This is a genomic window from Clostridium lundense DSM 17049 (assembly GCF_000619945.1).
Lineage (GTDB): Bacteria > Bacillota > Clostridia > Clostridiales > Clostridiaceae > Clostridium_AO > Clostridium_AO lundense.
Genome location: NZ_JHVC01000001.1, coordinates 748,598 through 764,308, shown reverse-complemented (window position 1 = coordinate 764,308; position 15,711 = coordinate 748,598). Strand labels below are relative to the sequence as shown.

Annotated in this window: 15 protein-coding genes; 11 read left to right on the top strand and 4 right to left on the bottom strand. The window is 29.3% G+C overall.

What is annotated here, in order from left to right; genetic code table 11:
* The first annotated feature begins 16 nt into the window (after positions 1–16).
* The 4 genes from T514_RS23755 (at position 17) to T514_RS0103670 (ending at position 5,518) form a co-directional block, all read left to right on the top strand.
* Positions 17–1,990, top strand: coding sequence for a complex I subunit 5 family protein (locus T514_RS23755; protein WP_051541729.1), 1,974 nt, complete (start codon positions 17–19; stop codon positions 1,988–1,990).
* Positions 1,991–2,182: 192 nt separating this feature from the next.
* On the top strand, positions 2,183–2,959 hold the full coding sequence (locus tag T514_RS0103680) for a hypothetical protein (protein ID WP_027623551.1): 777 nt from the start codon (positions 2,183–2,185) through the stop codon (positions 2,957–2,959).
* Between the two features lie 13 nt (positions 2,960–2,972).
* Positions 2,973–4,109 (top strand): ATP-binding protein, encoded by a 1,137-nt coding sequence (locus T514_RS0103675; RefSeq protein WP_027623550.1) that lies wholly within the window; start codon positions 2,973–2,975, stop codon positions 4,107–4,109.
* 11 nt (positions 4,110–4,120) lie between these two features.
* Entirely contained in the window at positions 4,121–5,518 is a 1,398-nt protein-coding gene (locus tag T514_RS0103670) for a vWA domain-containing protein (RefSeq protein ID WP_027623549.1), read from the top strand.
* 46 nt (positions 5,519–5,564) lie between these two features.
* Here T514_RS0103670 and T514_RS0103665 read toward each other — a convergent pair whose 3' ends face one another.
* On the bottom strand, positions 5,565–6,200 hold the full coding sequence (locus T514_RS0103665; RefSeq protein ID WP_027623548.1) for a DUF4397 domain-containing protein: 636 nt from the start codon (positions 6,198–6,200) through the stop codon (positions 5,565–5,567).
* Positions 6,201–6,380: 180 nt separating this feature from the next.
* On the opposite strand from T514_RS0103665, the gene T514_RS0103660 reads away from it, so the two are divergent.
* Both T514_RS0103660 and T514_RS0103655 read left to right on the top strand, forming a co-directional pair.
* A complete protein-coding gene (locus tag T514_RS0103660) occupies positions 6,381–7,247 on the top strand; it encodes a YitT family protein (RefSeq protein ID WP_027623547.1) in 867 nt (288 codons plus the stop codon).
* Between the two features lie 232 nt (positions 7,248–7,479).
* Entirely contained in the window at positions 7,480–9,036 is a 1,557-nt protein-coding gene (locus T514_RS0103655; protein ID WP_027623546.1) for an ABC-F family ATP-binding cassette domain-containing protein, read from the top strand.
* A gap of 88 nt (positions 9,037–9,124) precedes the next feature.
* Here the strand turns inward: T514_RS0103655 and T514_RS0103650 are convergent, their stop codons facing one another.
* The 3 genes from T514_RS0103650 to T514_RS0103640 form a co-directional block, all read right to left on the bottom strand.
* Positions 9,125–10,681, bottom strand: a complete 1,557-nt coding sequence (locus T514_RS0103650; RefSeq protein WP_034867931.1) for a recombinase family protein — start codon at positions 10,679–10,681, stop codon at positions 9,125–9,127.
* Positions 10,682–10,751: 70 nt separating this feature from the next.
* Positions 10,752–10,946, bottom strand: coding sequence for a hypothetical protein (locus tag T514_RS0103645; RefSeq protein ID WP_027623544.1), 195 nt, complete (start codon positions 10,944–10,946; stop codon positions 10,752–10,754).
* Between the two features lie 133 nt (positions 10,947–11,079).
* A complete protein-coding gene (locus tag T514_RS0103640) occupies positions 11,080–11,643 on the bottom strand; it encodes a recombinase family protein (protein WP_027623543.1) in 564 nt (187 codons plus the stop codon).
* Positions 11,644–11,839: 196 nt separating this feature from the next.
* Between T514_RS0103640 and T514_RS0103635 the strand changes: the two genes are divergently transcribed.
* From T514_RS0103635 to T514_RS0103610, 5 genes are all read left to right on the top strand, one after another.
* Positions 11,840–12,040: a hypothetical protein gene (locus T514_RS0103635; protein WP_027623542.1), complete on the top strand. Its 201-nt coding sequence runs from the start codon at positions 11,840–11,842 to the stop codon at positions 12,038–12,040.
* Positions 12,041–12,499: 459 nt separating this feature from the next.
* Complete coding sequence (locus T514_RS26460; protein WP_156939785.1) at positions 12,500–12,676, top strand: hypothetical protein; 177 nt, start codon at positions 12,500–12,502, stop codon at positions 12,674–12,676.
* Positions 12,677–12,841: 165 nt separating this feature from the next.
* The gene (locus tag T514_RS0103625) at positions 12,842–13,663 is read left to right on the top strand and encodes a hypothetical protein (RefSeq protein ID WP_027623541.1); all 822 of its coding nucleotides are present in this window, start codon (positions 12,842–12,844) and stop codon (positions 13,661–13,663) included.
* Positions 13,664–13,991: 328 nt separating this feature from the next.
* Positions 13,992–14,186: a hypothetical protein gene (locus T514_RS0103620; RefSeq protein ID WP_027623540.1), complete on the top strand. Its 195-nt coding sequence runs from the start codon at positions 13,992–13,994 to the stop codon at positions 14,184–14,186.
* A gap of 627 nt (positions 14,187–14,813) precedes the next feature.
* On the top strand, positions 14,814–15,626 hold the full coding sequence (locus tag T514_RS0103610; RefSeq protein WP_027623539.1) for a hypothetical protein: 813 nt from the start codon (positions 14,814–14,816) through the stop codon (positions 15,624–15,626).
* Positions 15,627–15,711: the final 85 nt, after the last annotated feature.

Genomic DNA, 15,711 nt, shown 5'->3' with positions numbered 1-15,711 from the left:
AAAGAAGGTGAAGTTATTGAATGTAAAATTCGTATTGTTACTTATATTAATATTACCTCTATTAGGTTCTTTTACAGGATATCTAATTGGTAGGGTAAATGAAAAGTATAGAGATTTTTTTAATGTAGTATTAACTTTTTATATGTTTATACTTACCTGCGCTCTGTTTCCTTATGTAAGTAAAGGAAGAATAGATTTGTTTATACCTAGCATTATGGGAATTGGATTGCAAATAAAGATAGATATGTTTAGATATATATTTGTATGGTTGACTACTTTGATATGGTTTTTAGTAACTATATATTCTACTGAATATTTAAACAGTTATAAAAATAGAAATAGATACTATCTATTTTTTATGCTTACCTATTGGAGTACAATAGGAATATTTGTGTCAGAGAATTTTTTGAATTTATTTACCTTCTTTGAAATTATGTCTTTGACATCTTATCCTTTAATAATTCATGATGAGGATAAATATTCTCACGAGGCAGGTCGAACATATTTAATTATGGCGGTAACAGGAGGATTAGTTCTTCTCATGGGACTATTCTTACTATATGATTATACTCAAACTTTAGAAATTACTAGATTAAAAACAGAAATAGATGGCATTGGAAATATGAAATATTTAATAACTGGATTAATAATATTTGGCTTTGGTATAAAAGCAGGTATGTTTCCATTGCATATTTGGTTACCTAAAGCTCATCCAGCAGCTCCAGCTCCTGCTAGTGCAGTACTTTCAGGTATATTATTAAAAACTGGAATATTTGGTATTATGGTAACCTCTCAAATAATAGTTCCAGGGGATAAAAATGTAGCAATTACTCTTTTAGTATTAGGTTTTATAACTATGTTTATTGGTGGATTCTTGGCTATGTTCCAAAGAAACATCAAAAGAATTTTAGCTTATAGTAGTATGAGTCAAATGGGTTATATCATAGTTGGTATTGGACTTATGGGAATACTAGAAGTGAATAAAGGAATCGCATTATATGCTACACTATATCACATAATAAATCATGTGATATTTAAAGTGTTATTATTTATGATTGCTGGTGAAATTTATATGGCTTTACATGAGCTAAGTATAAATTCCATAGGTGGTTTTGGTAGAAATAAAAAGCCTCTAAAAATATTATTTTTAATAGGATTATGTGGTATTATAGGCATGCCTGGATTCAATGGTTTTATAAGTAAAAACATGTTACATCATGCTTTGGCAGAAGCTGTTCATATGTATGGAGGTTTTTGGCTAACATTAGGAGAAATTATATTTGTAATAAGTAGTGGATTTACCGTAGCATATCTTCTTAAAATATTTGTAGGGGTATTTGTAGAAGAAAATAATGAAATGGTAAGTAAACAAAATATTATAAATAAGAAAAAGGTTGAATTCCCTATAATTGTACTATCCATTTTAGTAATACTTATTGGTATTTTTCCAAAGTATATAATTTATATTTTAGACAAAGCAGTAATGTCTTTTAATGTAGAAAGTGGAATCCATGCTGATTTTTATTCCTTAGAAAATATAAAGTCATCTTTTATATCAATAGGATTAGGTATGGTATTTTATGTAGGATTTATAAGAAAAGTTCTAAGAAAGGGTTCAGGAAAAAGTTGGTGGTATGAAAATAAGGCACTTAATTGGTTTAGTATAGAGAAGAATATATATATACCTGTATTTTGGTTTTTATTTGAAAGTTGTAGTTTTATATTAAAGATATTTGATGAAGGATTAATTAAAAGTATAGATTTCATAAATGGTAGTTTTCAATCATTAGCTAAAAAGGAAATAAAATTTAAAAGAAATATAAGATTTAATATAAAAAATAGAGAACTTAATAAATCTAAAGAAAATAAGTATAGTATAAGTTTAAGTAAAAGCATGAGCAAAGCTGGATATAGAATGAATAGTATAACCTATTCAATATATATATTTGGAGTGGTGTTACTTATATTGCTTATTGCGTTGGTATATTAATAATTAAGCATGTGATTGGTTATAAATCACATGCTTAATTATTTTTAATAAAGAGAAATTATATATTATAGTAAAATGAAAATTAATAATTTTGTGCAAGAAAATAATTATTATTAAATGATATTATATATTCAATTTGTTCCTGTTTTATGATAATATAATAACATAATCAGTATAGGTGGTGTATTATACGTGGAAGAAAAAGATATTATAGAATACATAAAGAAAGATCCATATTATATAAAGCTAATATCTAATCCTACAGAAGAAATGGTATTGATTGCATTAAGGGAGGATGGAAATTTGCTTAAGTATATTAAAAATCCTTCTGAAAAGGTTATATGGGAAGCGCTGAAGTCAAATGTGTGGGCTATAGAATATATAGAAAAGCCTACAGAAGAAATGTGTTTATATGCGGTGAAAGAAGCTTGGAATACCATTAGATATATAAAAAATCCAAGTAATAGTGTGTTAAAAGAGGCAGTAAGCTCAAAGGGATGGGCAATACAATTTATAAATAAACCAAGTGAAGAATTACAGAAAGTAGCTGTAGAAAAGGATTTTGATTCTATTAAATTTATTAAGGAGCCTTCAGAAGAGATACAGTTAATTGCGGTTAAAATGGATTGGACAAATATTAAATATATAAAAAATCCAAGTTTTAAAGTGGAAATGGAAGCTATAAAATTAAATGAAGAAGCTATGAGGTATATAGATAATTTAACTCAGGATAAGATAAAAGAATTTATTAAGGTAAATGTAAAGATAGCTAAATATTTAGATAAAGAAAGTATAGCTTTAGTAGAAAATATTATAAAAGAGGAAATGGGAAAAAAAGATGTGGATGAGAATTATATAGTAGACTTTATTAAATGCGAATCATTTACTTTTGATAAGGTAACTTTTATATATAGGTATGGAAGTATGAAAGCTAAAAGAATTTTACTAGATTATAAATTAAGCATATAAAGGAGTGTTTTTTATGAATTTTAATGATGGATTATCCACAGTAAGTTTAGTTATAAAAAGTGGAGCTGTTCCTTTAATTATTGGGGAAAGTGGTATAGGGAAGACTTCCCTTGTAAGAGAGTTAGCAGAAAAAGAAGGTTACTATGTAGTAAATATAGATGGAAACTTATTGAAAGAAGGGGAGATTGGAGGGTTACCTACTGTAGAAGAATATACAACTAATATAAATGGAATATATGCTAATAAGAAAAAAACAGTATATGCTGTACATACAAAATTACTTCAAATAGAAAAAGCTTTAGATGAAAATCCAAATAGAAGGGTATTGCTTTTTATAGATGAAATAAATAGATGTGAACATAGTGTACAGCAAGAATTAATGAATATAATTTTAAATAGAGAAATAAATGGATATATGTTACCCCATGCCGTAGATGTTATTGCTGCAATGAATCCTTCAAATAAATATGATGCTTTTGTTCAAAGTGATTATCAAGTAGTGGATATGGACCCTGCTCAAGAAGATAGATTTGTATGGATTGAGTTGGAGGCAGATGTAAAGGTATGGTTACAATGGGGAATGGATAGTAAAGTCAATATTCATGAAGATATATTACAGTTTATTGCTACATTCCCTGAATATTTACATACACCTTACTCTCAAGAGTCCATTAAGGCAACTCCAAGAAGTTGGGAAAGAATATCTAATACATATAAAGTTTACTTAGAGGAAAAGGAAAAGTATCCTTCAAGAATTTTTTATAATGCAGTAAAAGGTAATGTTGGCGGAAGTATTGCACAGGACTTTTTTAATTTTCTTGAGGAAAATAAACATCCTTTAATAACACCAAAAGAGTTATTTAATAGAGAAGAAATAGATGAAGAGCTTATAAAGAAGGTAAAGGAAGAAAGTCATTCAAGATTATATTTAGCTTCTAAAAATGCATTAAATTATTTAAGTGACAAGGAAGATAGAGTAAAAGAAATAGATATATTTTCAAAATATCTACAACTATATCCAGCAGATTTAAAAATGGGAATTATGCAGGAAATTAAGTTTAATTATGAGGATACTCTATATAAGGAATTTATGATGAATGAAACATTTATTAACGGATATTTTTCAATGTATGAACAAATAGAAGATTAGAGGGGAGAGTTATGGAAGAAAATAATAAATTTGAAACTCTAAGAAAAAATTTATTAAAAAAAGTATACAGTTGGAGAGAGGAGCCTATACTGAAAGACGAATTTATCAGTGATTTTTATAAATTAATAGAACTTTGTACTTTTTCATTAATGAAAGGTGAAGATAACTTTTTCGCTCTTTTTACTATACAAATGAAAAGAAAAATAGATTTAAACATTGCTACAGCAATTGGAACTACCGTTTCATTATCACATTTTATTCTTCATTTTAACCCATATATATTATTAGAGTGCAATTTAGATGAAATAAAAGCATTAATAAAACATGAAATATATCATATTATGTTTGGACATATTAAAAGAGGGGGGGAAATGAGAAAGAAGTACAGTGATTTTGTAGTAAATACTGCACTAGATATATCTATAAATCAATATATACAGAATCTACCACCATGGAGTGCTACAATAGAAAATGTGAAACTATCATTTGATGCAGATTTTGAATATGAAAAAAATGCGGAGTATTATGCAGAACAGTTACAAAAGGCTATGGAAAAATTAAAGGGAGAAAAAGGTCCTGAAATTTTACAAGGGAAAAATAGTGAACCTTATGACAAGTATGAAAGGAAACATGAAATAAGCAAAGCACATGATATTTGGATACAATGCAAGGACGACTATAATTTTGAAGAACTAAATGAACTTACTAAAAAGACTGCTAATAATTGTAACCGAGGTAAAATGCCAAGCTCCTTAGAAAAAGCTTTAAAGGCATTAAATGAAAAGCCTGAAATATCTTGGGCAGAATATCTTAAAAAGGTTATAGGAACTCTTCCAGTGGGATATAAAAAGACTATAACTAGAAAAGATAGAAGACAACCAGATAGGTTGGAGCTTAGAGGTAAGTTATCTAATCATGTAGCTAAAATATTAGTGGCTATAGATATAAGTGGTAGTGTAACAGACGAAGAAATAAAAAAAATAATGATAGAGATATTTTCTATAGTTAGAAATCATCCATGTGAATTAACTTTAATGGAGTGTGATAATACAATTAGAAGGGTATATAAGGTGAAAAGTATTAAGGATATTAAGCCCAAGATTGAAACTAGAGGAGGCACTGCATTTTCTCCAGTATTTCAGTATATATATGATAAAAAATTAAGAAACCATCTTTTGATATATTTTACAGATGGTATGGGAGAAGAAGAAATTAAAGTAAAAGTGATAAATCGTAAGACTTTATGGGTTTTAACAGGACAAGAAGAAAATTTATCACTAACAAATCCACCTGGAGAGATTAAAAAACTATCTAATAAAAAGATAGAAAAAAATGATGTGAAAATAGCTATTGAAGATATGGGAGAAATAATAAAAGATTGGGCTTGTGCAGCTAATCAATATATATAAGTAAAAGGCTTAAAGCATATGGTATAGAAAACCATATGCTTTTTAACTAGAATTTAATATAGCTGTTTCCATCTAGTGGAAGTAATATTTGTAATGGTGGGTTGCCGCCAGCTAAACCTACTGCATAAATACTATAAAATTTATTTGGACCGAATCGTGCATTTGGGGACATTAAAACTACATTCCCGGTTTGTGCAGCTGATATTTGTATAGTGGAAATTCCTGGACTCATTTCTTTGTAGTTTGTAACTTCCCCAAAAGAAACATTTTCAAAGCCTATATTTTTATTAGGTAAAACTACATTTACCATTGGCGCATCAGGTGAAAGGTGTACAAATCTAATCATGGTTTTATTAGGTGCTATAGCCATAGGGGTATCCTCTATTACCTTTAAATAAATATTTTTCAAAAGTCCAATAGCAGCAGCGGTGTATATATTATTTCCGCTTGCAAAAAAACTAGTGTTTATTACAGGATTAGCAGTGTTTCCGGCAGGATATATTTTTACATTATAGTACCCAGGAATGACTGACAAATATTCTGTAAATTGCTTAAAAGCTAAATTATTAGCTACTAGTTTATCATTTAAATAAACATCTACCTTTGGTGCGTCTGGAACAGCATGTAAAATTCTTAAATATGATACTGGAGCAGATCTAAAAAAATAAGGACAGAAAAACATAAAAGTGCCTTTCTAATTTTTTATTAATTACAATATCAATATATGTACTACTGAATATAATGATACATGATGGATTTAAAAAATTATTCATAAAATACTATTTTGTTTTATGAAATATATAATTATAGCTAAAAATCAGGGAACAATAATACTGAATTTATTAAAAGGAGTATGGTTTAGTTGGAATTAAAACGTCATATAAATAAGGAAAATGGGAAAAATATAATTTTTATTATATTAGGAACACTAATATCAGCTATAGGGGTTAATGTATTTTTAGTAAATGCAAAACTTCTTAGCGGAGGAGTGTCTGGAATTACGTTAATTATCCAATATATTTTTAAAATTCCTGCAGGATATACGTTATTTGCTATAAATATACCTCTTCTATATTTAAGTTATAAAAAAATGAATAAAAAATTCACTTTATTTACATTAGTAGGAACTGTGTCATTTTCCATTATGCTTATTATTACAACCCCATTAAATAATTTAATTTCTATAAATGATCCACTGCTATTATGCTTATATGGGGGTCTATTAGTTGGAATAGGAATTGGTATGGCTTTTAGTAATTATGGTTCTACTGGTGGAATGGACATCGTTATTGCATTATTAAAGAAAAAACATGAAAACTTAGATATAGGAAATATAACTTTTGGAGTAAACTGTATAATTGTTATTATGGGAGCTTTTATATTTAATATAAAAAGTGCATTATATACCTTAGTTTCCATGTACATTACTTCCTATATGATTGATAAGGTGGTAAAAGGATTTAATAGGGAAAAAATGATTTTAATTATTACAGATAAAGAGGATGAGGTGAGTAAAAAAATCATGGCAAATTTAAAGAGGGGAGTAACATTCTTGCAGGGGGAAGGTGCTTATACTAAAAAAAGCAGAAAAGTATTATATTGTGTTGTATCATTATCTCAGTTACCTCAATTAAAGCAAATGGTAAGAGAAATAGATGAAAATGCTTTTATATCTATATTGGATGCTTCAGAAGTAGAAGGCAAAGGATTTACTAAAAGTATTTCATAAACAGAGTTCTTGGTTTCGGAGGGAGTTTTTACTCCCACCCAAGCTTAGAAATCGTTATCCAGGGATGTAGTCGCTTTAATACTCCCACTTTGAAGAAGATGGGAGTATTAGAGCGAGTAGTCATCGGATAAAAATAAAAAAATTAATACTATATCTTTACAGTCACCAAAACTTTTTATACAATAAAAAAGTATGACTTTATTTTATTCTATAATTTAAGGAGAGATAAATATTGAGTATTTTAACTGTTAAAAATATTAGCCATGGTTTTGGTGATAGAGCTATTTTGGAAGATGTATCCTTTAGACTATTAAAAGGGGAACATGTAGGGCTTATAGGAGCTAATGGAGAAGGAAAATCCACATTTATGAATATTATTACAGACAATCTTATGCCAGACGAAGGCCAAGTTATTTGGTCAAATAATGTTAGAGTAGGCTATATGGATCAGCATGGTTCATTAATTAAAGGTATGACAATTAGAGAAGCATTAAGAGGTGCATTCCAATATCTTTTTGATCTTGAAACAGAAATGAACACACTTTATGGCAATATGGGAGACATGAATAAAGACGAGATGAATAAAGCCCTTGAAAGAACTGCTGTAATTCAAGACATGCTAGATCATAATGGTTTTTACATTATAGATGCTAAGGTGGAGGAAGTGGCAAAAGGACTAGGACTTTTAGATTTAGGACTTGATAAAGATGTTTCAGATTTATCTGGCGGACAAAGAACTAAAGTTCTTTTAGGTAAGTTATTACTTCAAAATTCAGATATATTACTTCTAGACGAGCCTACAAACTATTTGGATGAGGAGCATATTGAGTGGTTAAAGAGATATCTTCAAAATTACGAAAATGCATTTTTGCTAATATCCCATGATATTCCATTTTTAAATAGTGTAATTAATCTGATCTATCATATTGAAAATAGAAAACTAACAAGGTATGTTGGAGACTATAATGAATTTCAAAGATTATACGAGCTTAAAAAGGCTCAATTAGAGGCAGCTTATGATAGACAACAAAAGGAGATAGAGAAGCTGGAGGACTTTGTTGCTAGAAACAAGGCTAATGTTGCTACTGCTAATATGGCAAAGTCTAGACAAAAGAAGCTTGATAAGATTGATAGAATAGAACTTATAGCAGAAAAGCCAAAACCACAATTTAACTTTAAGCAAGCTAGAGCTGCTGGTAAGATGATTTTTGAAACTAAGGATTTAGTTATAGGATATGATGAGCCATTAACAAAACCATTAAATCTTTACATGGAAAGAGGAGAAAAGATTGCTTTAGTAGGAGCAAACGGTCTTGGTAAGTCAACACTTTTAAAAAGCTTACTTGGACAAATAAAGCCTGTTTCTGGAGAAGTTGAGCTTGGAGATTACCAATACATCGGTTATTTTGAACAAGAAATGAAGGAAGCAAACTATAACACTTGTATAGAAGAAATATGGAATGAATTCCCTGCATTTACTCAATATGAAACTAGAGCAGCTCTTGCTAAGTGCGGTTTGACTACTAAGCATATTGAAAGTAAAGTATTAGTTTTGAGCGGTGGAGAGCAAGCTAAGGTAAGATTATGTAAAATTATAAACAAGGAAACTAACATACTAATCCTAGACGAGCCTACAAACCATTTAGATGTAGAGGCTAAGGAAGAATTAATGAGAGCACTAAAGGAATACAAAGGTAGTATTTTATTAGTATGCCATGAACCTGAATTTTATAGAGAAGTGGCAAATAAGGTATGGAATTGTGAAGATTGGACAACGAAGATACCATAGGATGTGTGCTTTAAACGTAGATATAGAGCCATTTTTTAAAGCAAATAAAAAACTGTTATGATGTTATTAGCACCATAACAGTTTATTTTTATTTAAGGACAACTTGGATGTCCTCCTTACTATTTATTAAAAAATAATCTACCTTTTTTAGATACTCTTCCCTTGAAAGCTCTTTTCGTGTAGTTTCTTTTTGTTTTTCTAATTCCTTGATTTTACTATTTAATTGTCTTACATATCTTTCCTTATCCAATAGTATATTCTGATTATTTTCTATTTCCTTTTCTTTTTCTTTAATCTTATTTTCAATTTCTTCCATTTTGCTTTTAAAAATCTTTTGAGTAGTTTCTGTCATATTTGTAAGCATATTATTTATTAAAAATTCTGCTTGTTTTTGCAAATCTTTTAATTCTTCTTCGCAAGTTTTCAGCGTTTTATAAATATTAGTCTCGTCTATATCATTTATTTGTGACTTTAGTTGTTTAATCTGTAGATTAATACTTAATTCGCCTGTGCTAGGATATATAACAGTCCTTTGTTTTTCAATAAAATCATCAAAACTAGATTTCTTTATGTTTTCGGCATTACAATACTCTTTGCCCCTTGATTTTTTGTGTGAACAAATATAGTAGCTATGAAATTTTGGATTTGTAAGTCTTTTATCTGCCGCAAGTATATAAGATGCTCCACATCGGCTACATTTAAGTTTACCAGCCAAATCTGTTTTGCTTATGTTTTTTCCACGATTGCCATGCAAACATCTTAATTCTATTGCCTCTTGCACTTTATTATATAATTCTTCACTAATAATCGGTTCTATGCGTTCATTTTGCATTTCTATCCATTCATCGCGCTTTTTCATAATATATTTTTGATTCCCGAATAAATTTACACTGTCATATCTTCCACGCACGTTATATCCAGCATACTTTCTATTTCGCAGCATATTAACAAGAGTATGTTGGCTAAAATACTTACCTTTTCTGTTTTTAATCCCCATTTCTTTGAGTTTATTAGCTATAACTCTAAAGCCGTGCTCTAAAGCCAAATTAAATATTAGCCTTACAACTTCTGCTTCTTCTTGAATAATATTTAGTGCATTTTTATCTCTATCAAAATTATATCCATAGAGTTCATTATTGCGTATTTTATTCTGTTCTATCGTTCGCCTATTTCCAAATTTTGTGCTTTGGGAAATAGTTCTGGAAGTGTTTTCAGCAAAGGTAAAAAGCATCTGTAGCATTACCATATCCTCCTCTTTAGAGGTATCTTTCTGTATGTCCTCGAAGAATATAAATACATCCTTTGCTTTTAGTTCCCTTATTATATCCATTATTACAATATTTCTCGCAAAACGAGATGTATCTTTAACTACGATTTTTCGGAAAAGAGGCTCTCTGTCGCTTTGGATAAATACTATTTTTTTGTTAGTATTTCTTTCATCCAACTTGTCTAATCCCGCATCGAGCAACATTTGTTGAAAGCCTTCTCTCCTAAAACTTGTCCCAGTCCCTTTATCTTTATATATTAAAATTTCTTTATCAGAATACTTTGATCTAAAATAATATTCTTGGTTTTTATAACTACTATCCTGTTCATCTAAATCTGTGCTAACTCTAACATAGCAAGCAATTCTTTCTTTTTCCATATAAATAACACATCCTTTGTAGTTATAGTTAGTTATACATAACAATATAATACAATACCTATAAAAATAATCAAGCGGCGATAGCTTGATTATCTAAAGTATTAAGGATTTTTTGTATTAAGTTCTTTGAATATTCATTTGTTTCTTCTTTAAATTCTTGCTTTAAAATATCTATTATTTCATCTTTCTTGCCTTTTATTACATATATACCGTAGTTATAAATCTCTAATAATCCATCAATCTCTTTTATAGTTATATTAAACATTCTATCATCCCCCTTTTGATGTGATAGTAAAACCTCCTTTCGAATTAAATTTTGGGGATGATTTAATTATAGGTTTTTAATTTTTAAAAGTCTAATTTTACTCCCAACAAAATTTTAAGCATAAAAAAAGAGGCTAATTTGCCTCGTTTAAATCTGTTATGTAACGATATAGAGTTGCCTTACTTATGTTTGTCATTTCAGTTATTTCTTTAATTGTGTAATCCTTGCTGTTATATAGTTTTAAAGCTTTTTGGATGTCCTTATCAGATTTTCTTGGTCTTCCTCCGCTTCTTCCCCTAGCTCTTGCACTCTTTAGCCCTTCTTTAGTTCTTTCTGATATTAAATCTCTTTCAAATTGGCTCAATCCTGCCATAATCGTAAACATCAGCTTTCCTTGTGCTGTTGTAGTATCTAGCCAACTTTCTTTTAGACTTTTTATATTTATTCCTCTATTTCCAAGTTCCTCTACTAAAGATATTAAGTCCTTTGTGCTTCTACTTATCCTGGTTAAGTCTGTTATTATTATCGTATCTCCTTCTCTTGCATAGTCTAAAAGCTTTGATAATTCCGGTCTATCCTTTTTAGTCCCTGTCATTTTCTCTTTATATATTTTCTCCGCTCTAGCTTCTTTTAACTGGTCTAATTGTCTATTTAAATTCTGGTCTTCTGTACTTACTCTTGCATAGCCAAATATCATTTAACATCGCCTCCTATGTATATAGTATCAAAAACGTTACACGGCGCCAATATCGAGCTGTTGATTTTGATACGAGTTTTAAGACTTGTTTTTGCTACTTTTACTCATATTATGTATAAGGCAGAATTAGTCTCATAAACGGTCGTTTTTGATACAATTTGATTTGGTATAATATCATTAAGCGGGAGGGATATAAATGGATAATGATAAGTTATATAATTTTTTGGATAAAATTTACACGGAGCTACAAACACATAGTAAGAACCTTGACAATACTGATTGTAAATTCGATGCCATTGAAAAAGAGCTTAAAAAAAACAATAAAAAGATAGATGACGCAATACGTATAAAAAAAGAAATGCTTACTATATTAGATAAGAGTAAAAAGAGTTTTTAAAAAACTACTTATAACTAAATAAAAAATAAAAGAGTTTTAGTAACTATTAGTAACGGAGCAGATTGTGTTGTTAAGCCATGCCCTAGGCTGACAAGTAAAACAACTAAATACTCTTCCGTTTGAAATAGTAATAATAAGACTCTTTTTTTATTACAGTTAAGAGTAGTAATATTATTTCTTTTTTTATCTCTTACACAATCTAGTATTACCAATCTCTTATTTTCTCTATCTACTTATTATAGTACCTACTTTCCCTAAAACCGGACATTAAATTTAACGAAATAACACAAATATTTTTAAAAATCATATAACAATATTCGACATGAATATATCGAAAACTTTTTCTTAAAATATCATATTTTCTTTGCAGAAAAACTTGATTTTGCAAAAAATCATTTCTTATTATGTATACATAGAAGGAAATGGAGTTAATCCAAGAAGAATGAAGGAGTTGGTTGTATGTTTAATAATAAAAAATCCATATATCTTGACGACAGAGAAAAAATCGGAGGCAAAATATCTTATGCGATATTTAATAAACTATTTACCAAAAAAGGGAAAGTAAGACAAGAAAAGGGAAATGAATTACTACTAAATAATGTATGTAATAATAGATTTACTAATTGGAGTGAGTAAAATTGGACTTTTATAGCATAAATTTTATAAAATATAGGTAGAGAGAAGTCGTCAAGAGAGAGGTTATTATACCTCTCTTTTTACATACAAAAAATCACTCCAAAGCATGTGTACATAAAGCTGTCCTGACCAGACAGCGTGTTTATAACAAAGGAGTGATGCAGAATGGATAGAAATTTAGATACAGACAAAATAGATAGTATTTTGGAGAGAATGGCTACCGGAATAACAACGGAATATGAAAACTGGGAACAGATAGAAAGTGATTTGATAAAAATAAACACAAGCAGTTATGCAGTAAAAAGATTAGTTGCATTTTTATTAGCAGATTTAAAACACATAGTTAATTATCCAATTTATGTACTGAATGAAAAAGAAAGAGGAAAGCAAAAGTATATGTATTGGTCTCTGGATGAAATGAACGATGTTGAGAACTGCATTATATTTGGATTATATAAAGTAGCCAAACGCATAAGGGAGCAAGACTCAATGCCTGTAGAATACTTTAATAAGATAGATATTTACAACAAAGACCTTAATAGCATAAAAAAAATACTAGCAAAGATGGTGAGAAACGTTGCTACAAGAGATATTTATAAAACACTAAATATATCGACAAAAAAAATAGGCTACAAAATATACGAAAAGAAGGTGATATGTATGGATAATAAAGTATTGGCAGAAACAATAAATAGTAATAATGTTGAAAGTTCCGCCGAGCTTACTTTGGATAAAAAAGAACTTACTAAATTGATAAATAATACAATAGATAGTTTTTTAATAGATAAAGATAAATTAGATACAACTATATTTTTAAATCACATAATAGCAGATGCGAAGTATGGAAAATATGAAGTAGAAAAATTGACACAAGAAAGAATTGCAAGAATAAATAATGTAAATGTAAGGACTGTTAGGCGGCGAGAAGAAAAATTATTAAAAGAGTTTAAAGAAATTTGGAGAGTAAAAATAGAACCTTATTTTTAATCAACCGCCATAAGGCGGTCTGCATACAAGGGTATAATATATCCCCTATCTCCTCTCTAAATGATCTCCAGCGACAGAACTGGAAGGAACTAGCTAATAAATATGGCATTAATCCTAATATAACAAATGGTAAGGCAGATTGGAATTTGGAGTTAAGTATTATGTAATAGCACTTATAATCACATATGATTAAGATATTTGATTATTATATGTAAACTATGGATAAAACATATTTTTTATGAATTTTTATTTAAAGAACCTCTTCTTCCTCGCCACCTTGAAAACTTTATGGTGAGATACATATCAAAACAAAAGGGAGTGATGCGATATGAAAATGAAACAGCCTCTTCCGCAGCCGACGCAAAAGGAGAAAAGAGCTGTGCAGGAGAAAATAGATAGGATCTGTAAAATAGATAAACAAAAGAATAGATTAATAAAAAAGAAAAATGATGAGTTAAGTTTGGCGCTCACTCATCATCTTCTAATAACCTCTAATAACCTATACGCACTACAGGTCACATGAATATTATACCACAAAAATGTAATATCCACCGCTACTGCGGTGTTTTTTATTGCAAAAAAGTAAAACGATCCGGGCAGACCGCTATCGCCAGATCATTTCATTCTGATACTTAAACACCTATTTAAAGCACTCCAGAAGTCGGTTAAGCTTAATACCAATTTCTAAAGCATATTATTAAAAGTATTATAAGGCAATCTTGTAATAATTACAATAAGTAATCTTGTAATAATTATATTTGTACCAAATGTACGAAATGTGGTAAAAGTAGACTTTCGGTAAATGTGGACAAATATAAATACAGAGCACCGTTAACGGTGCTAATATACATAACTGACAACAACCAATACTTATCCGTTACAAATAGTTTCGATAGGCTTTCGAGCCTCTTCTTTTTTAACTATAGAACAACTTTAGATAACCAATCAACAGAAAGGGGCCGATGTCTATGGATAATACAGCAGATAAAAAAGGTTTTATAAGAAAAATAGTAGATGAAGTAAAGTATATTTTTGGAGCGGATAAATAACCGCTCCTTATTTCTATAGAGTTCCTTGAAATTTGTTGGCGAATTTTGCTAAAATAATTTATGTATTATAAGATTATATAAGAGGAAGAAAGAGATTTTTGATGGCAAAAGTAATTAATTTTAATAAACAACAAAAACAACAATCTTCTAAACCTGATTGGACACCGGAAGAAATTAAGACTAAAATACAGCCATATGTTGATTATTTAAATAAGCCAAACAAAGTATTTTATAGTAAAAAGGGAGATAAGTGGACAGAAGAGGAAAATGAGCAATTCAAGAGGTTAGTATTTAAATATACTGTAGAGTGTTATAGTTGTACAGCCATGGCAGAGGAGTTCAAAAAGTATTATCCGTGGCGCTCTAATAACAGCATACTTGCTAAAATATCTGATATAAGACAGAGTTGTTATGAAGAGCTTGAGGATTTTTATTTTAAGGTAGCTTATTGTCTGCCTATTACAAAAGATGCACAAATGCATTATAGTGCAGGTAAAATCGAGTTTGGAAGTTACTTGCAAAATAGGATGTTACAAATGGCTGGACTCATTGAAGGGACAGAATTAGAAGACGAAAACAAGGAAGATATACAGATACGAGAAGATAATTATGAAAAAAAGGCGACCTGGACTTATATTTATAAAAAAGAGAGAAAATATCATAAAAAAATAACAACGCAAGAAGCGGCGGAATTGTTAGAAGCTGAAATCGAAGATATAAATAAAATAATAGCAGATTTAAGTATAAAAGAACTTAATACAAAGCATTTATTACAGATAGCTTTAAAATTAGATAATCAGGTTGGGGAGATAGTTAGGATAATGCAAGATTATGATGAAGATACATTAAAGAGACGGATAAGGGCTGCAAAGGCTTATAGGCAACTATATTGTAGCCAAACTCTCTTCCGTTGAGAATAGTCTACCAATATTCTATTTTTTATAAATAAAAGATTAATAATACACCGCCTTATTATAGGCGGATTTACTTTTTGCACAA

Bases quoted from the DNA above. Each gene is read 5' to 3' on its own strand.
- T514_RS0103675 (WP_027623550.1), top strand. From the start codon at position 2,973: ATGAATTTTAATGATGGATTATCCACAGTAAGTTTAGTTATAAAAAGT.
- T514_RS0103670 (WP_027623549.1), top strand. From the start codon at position 4,121: ATGGAAGAAAATAATAAATTTGAAACTCTAAGAAAAAATTTATTAAAA.
- T514_RS0103665 (WP_027623548.1), bottom strand. From the start codon at position 6,200: ATGTTTTTCTGTCCTTATTTTTTTAGATCTGCTCCAGTATCATATTTA.
- T514_RS0103650 (WP_034867931.1), bottom strand. From the start codon at position 10,681: ATGGAAAAAGAAAGAATTGCTTGCTATGTTAGAGTTAGCACAGATTTA.
- T514_RS0103645 (WP_027623544.1), bottom strand. From the start codon at position 10,946: ATGTTTAATATAACTATAAAAGAGATTGATGGATTATTAGAGATTTAT.
- T514_RS0103640 (WP_027623543.1), bottom strand. From the start codon at position 11,643: ATGATATTTGGCTATGCAAGAGTAAGTACAGAAGACCAGAATTTAAAT.
- T514_RS0103635 (WP_027623542.1), top strand. From the start codon at position 11,840: ATGGATAATGATAAGTTATATAATTTTTTGGATAAAATTTACACGGAG.
- T514_RS26460 (WP_156939785.1), top strand. From the start codon at position 12,500: ATGTTTAATAATAAAAAATCCATATATCTTGACGACAGAGAAAAAATC.
- T514_RS0103625 (WP_027623541.1), top strand. From the start codon at position 12,842: ATGGATAGAAATTTAGATACAGACAAAATAGATAGTATTTTGGAGAGA.
- T514_RS0103620 (WP_027623540.1), top strand. From the start codon at position 13,992: ATGAAAATGAAACAGCCTCTTCCGCAGCCGACGCAAAAGGAGAAAAGA.
- T514_RS0103610 (WP_027623539.1), top strand. From the start codon at position 14,814: ATGGCAAAAGTAATTAATTTTAATAAACAACAAAAACAACAATCTTCT.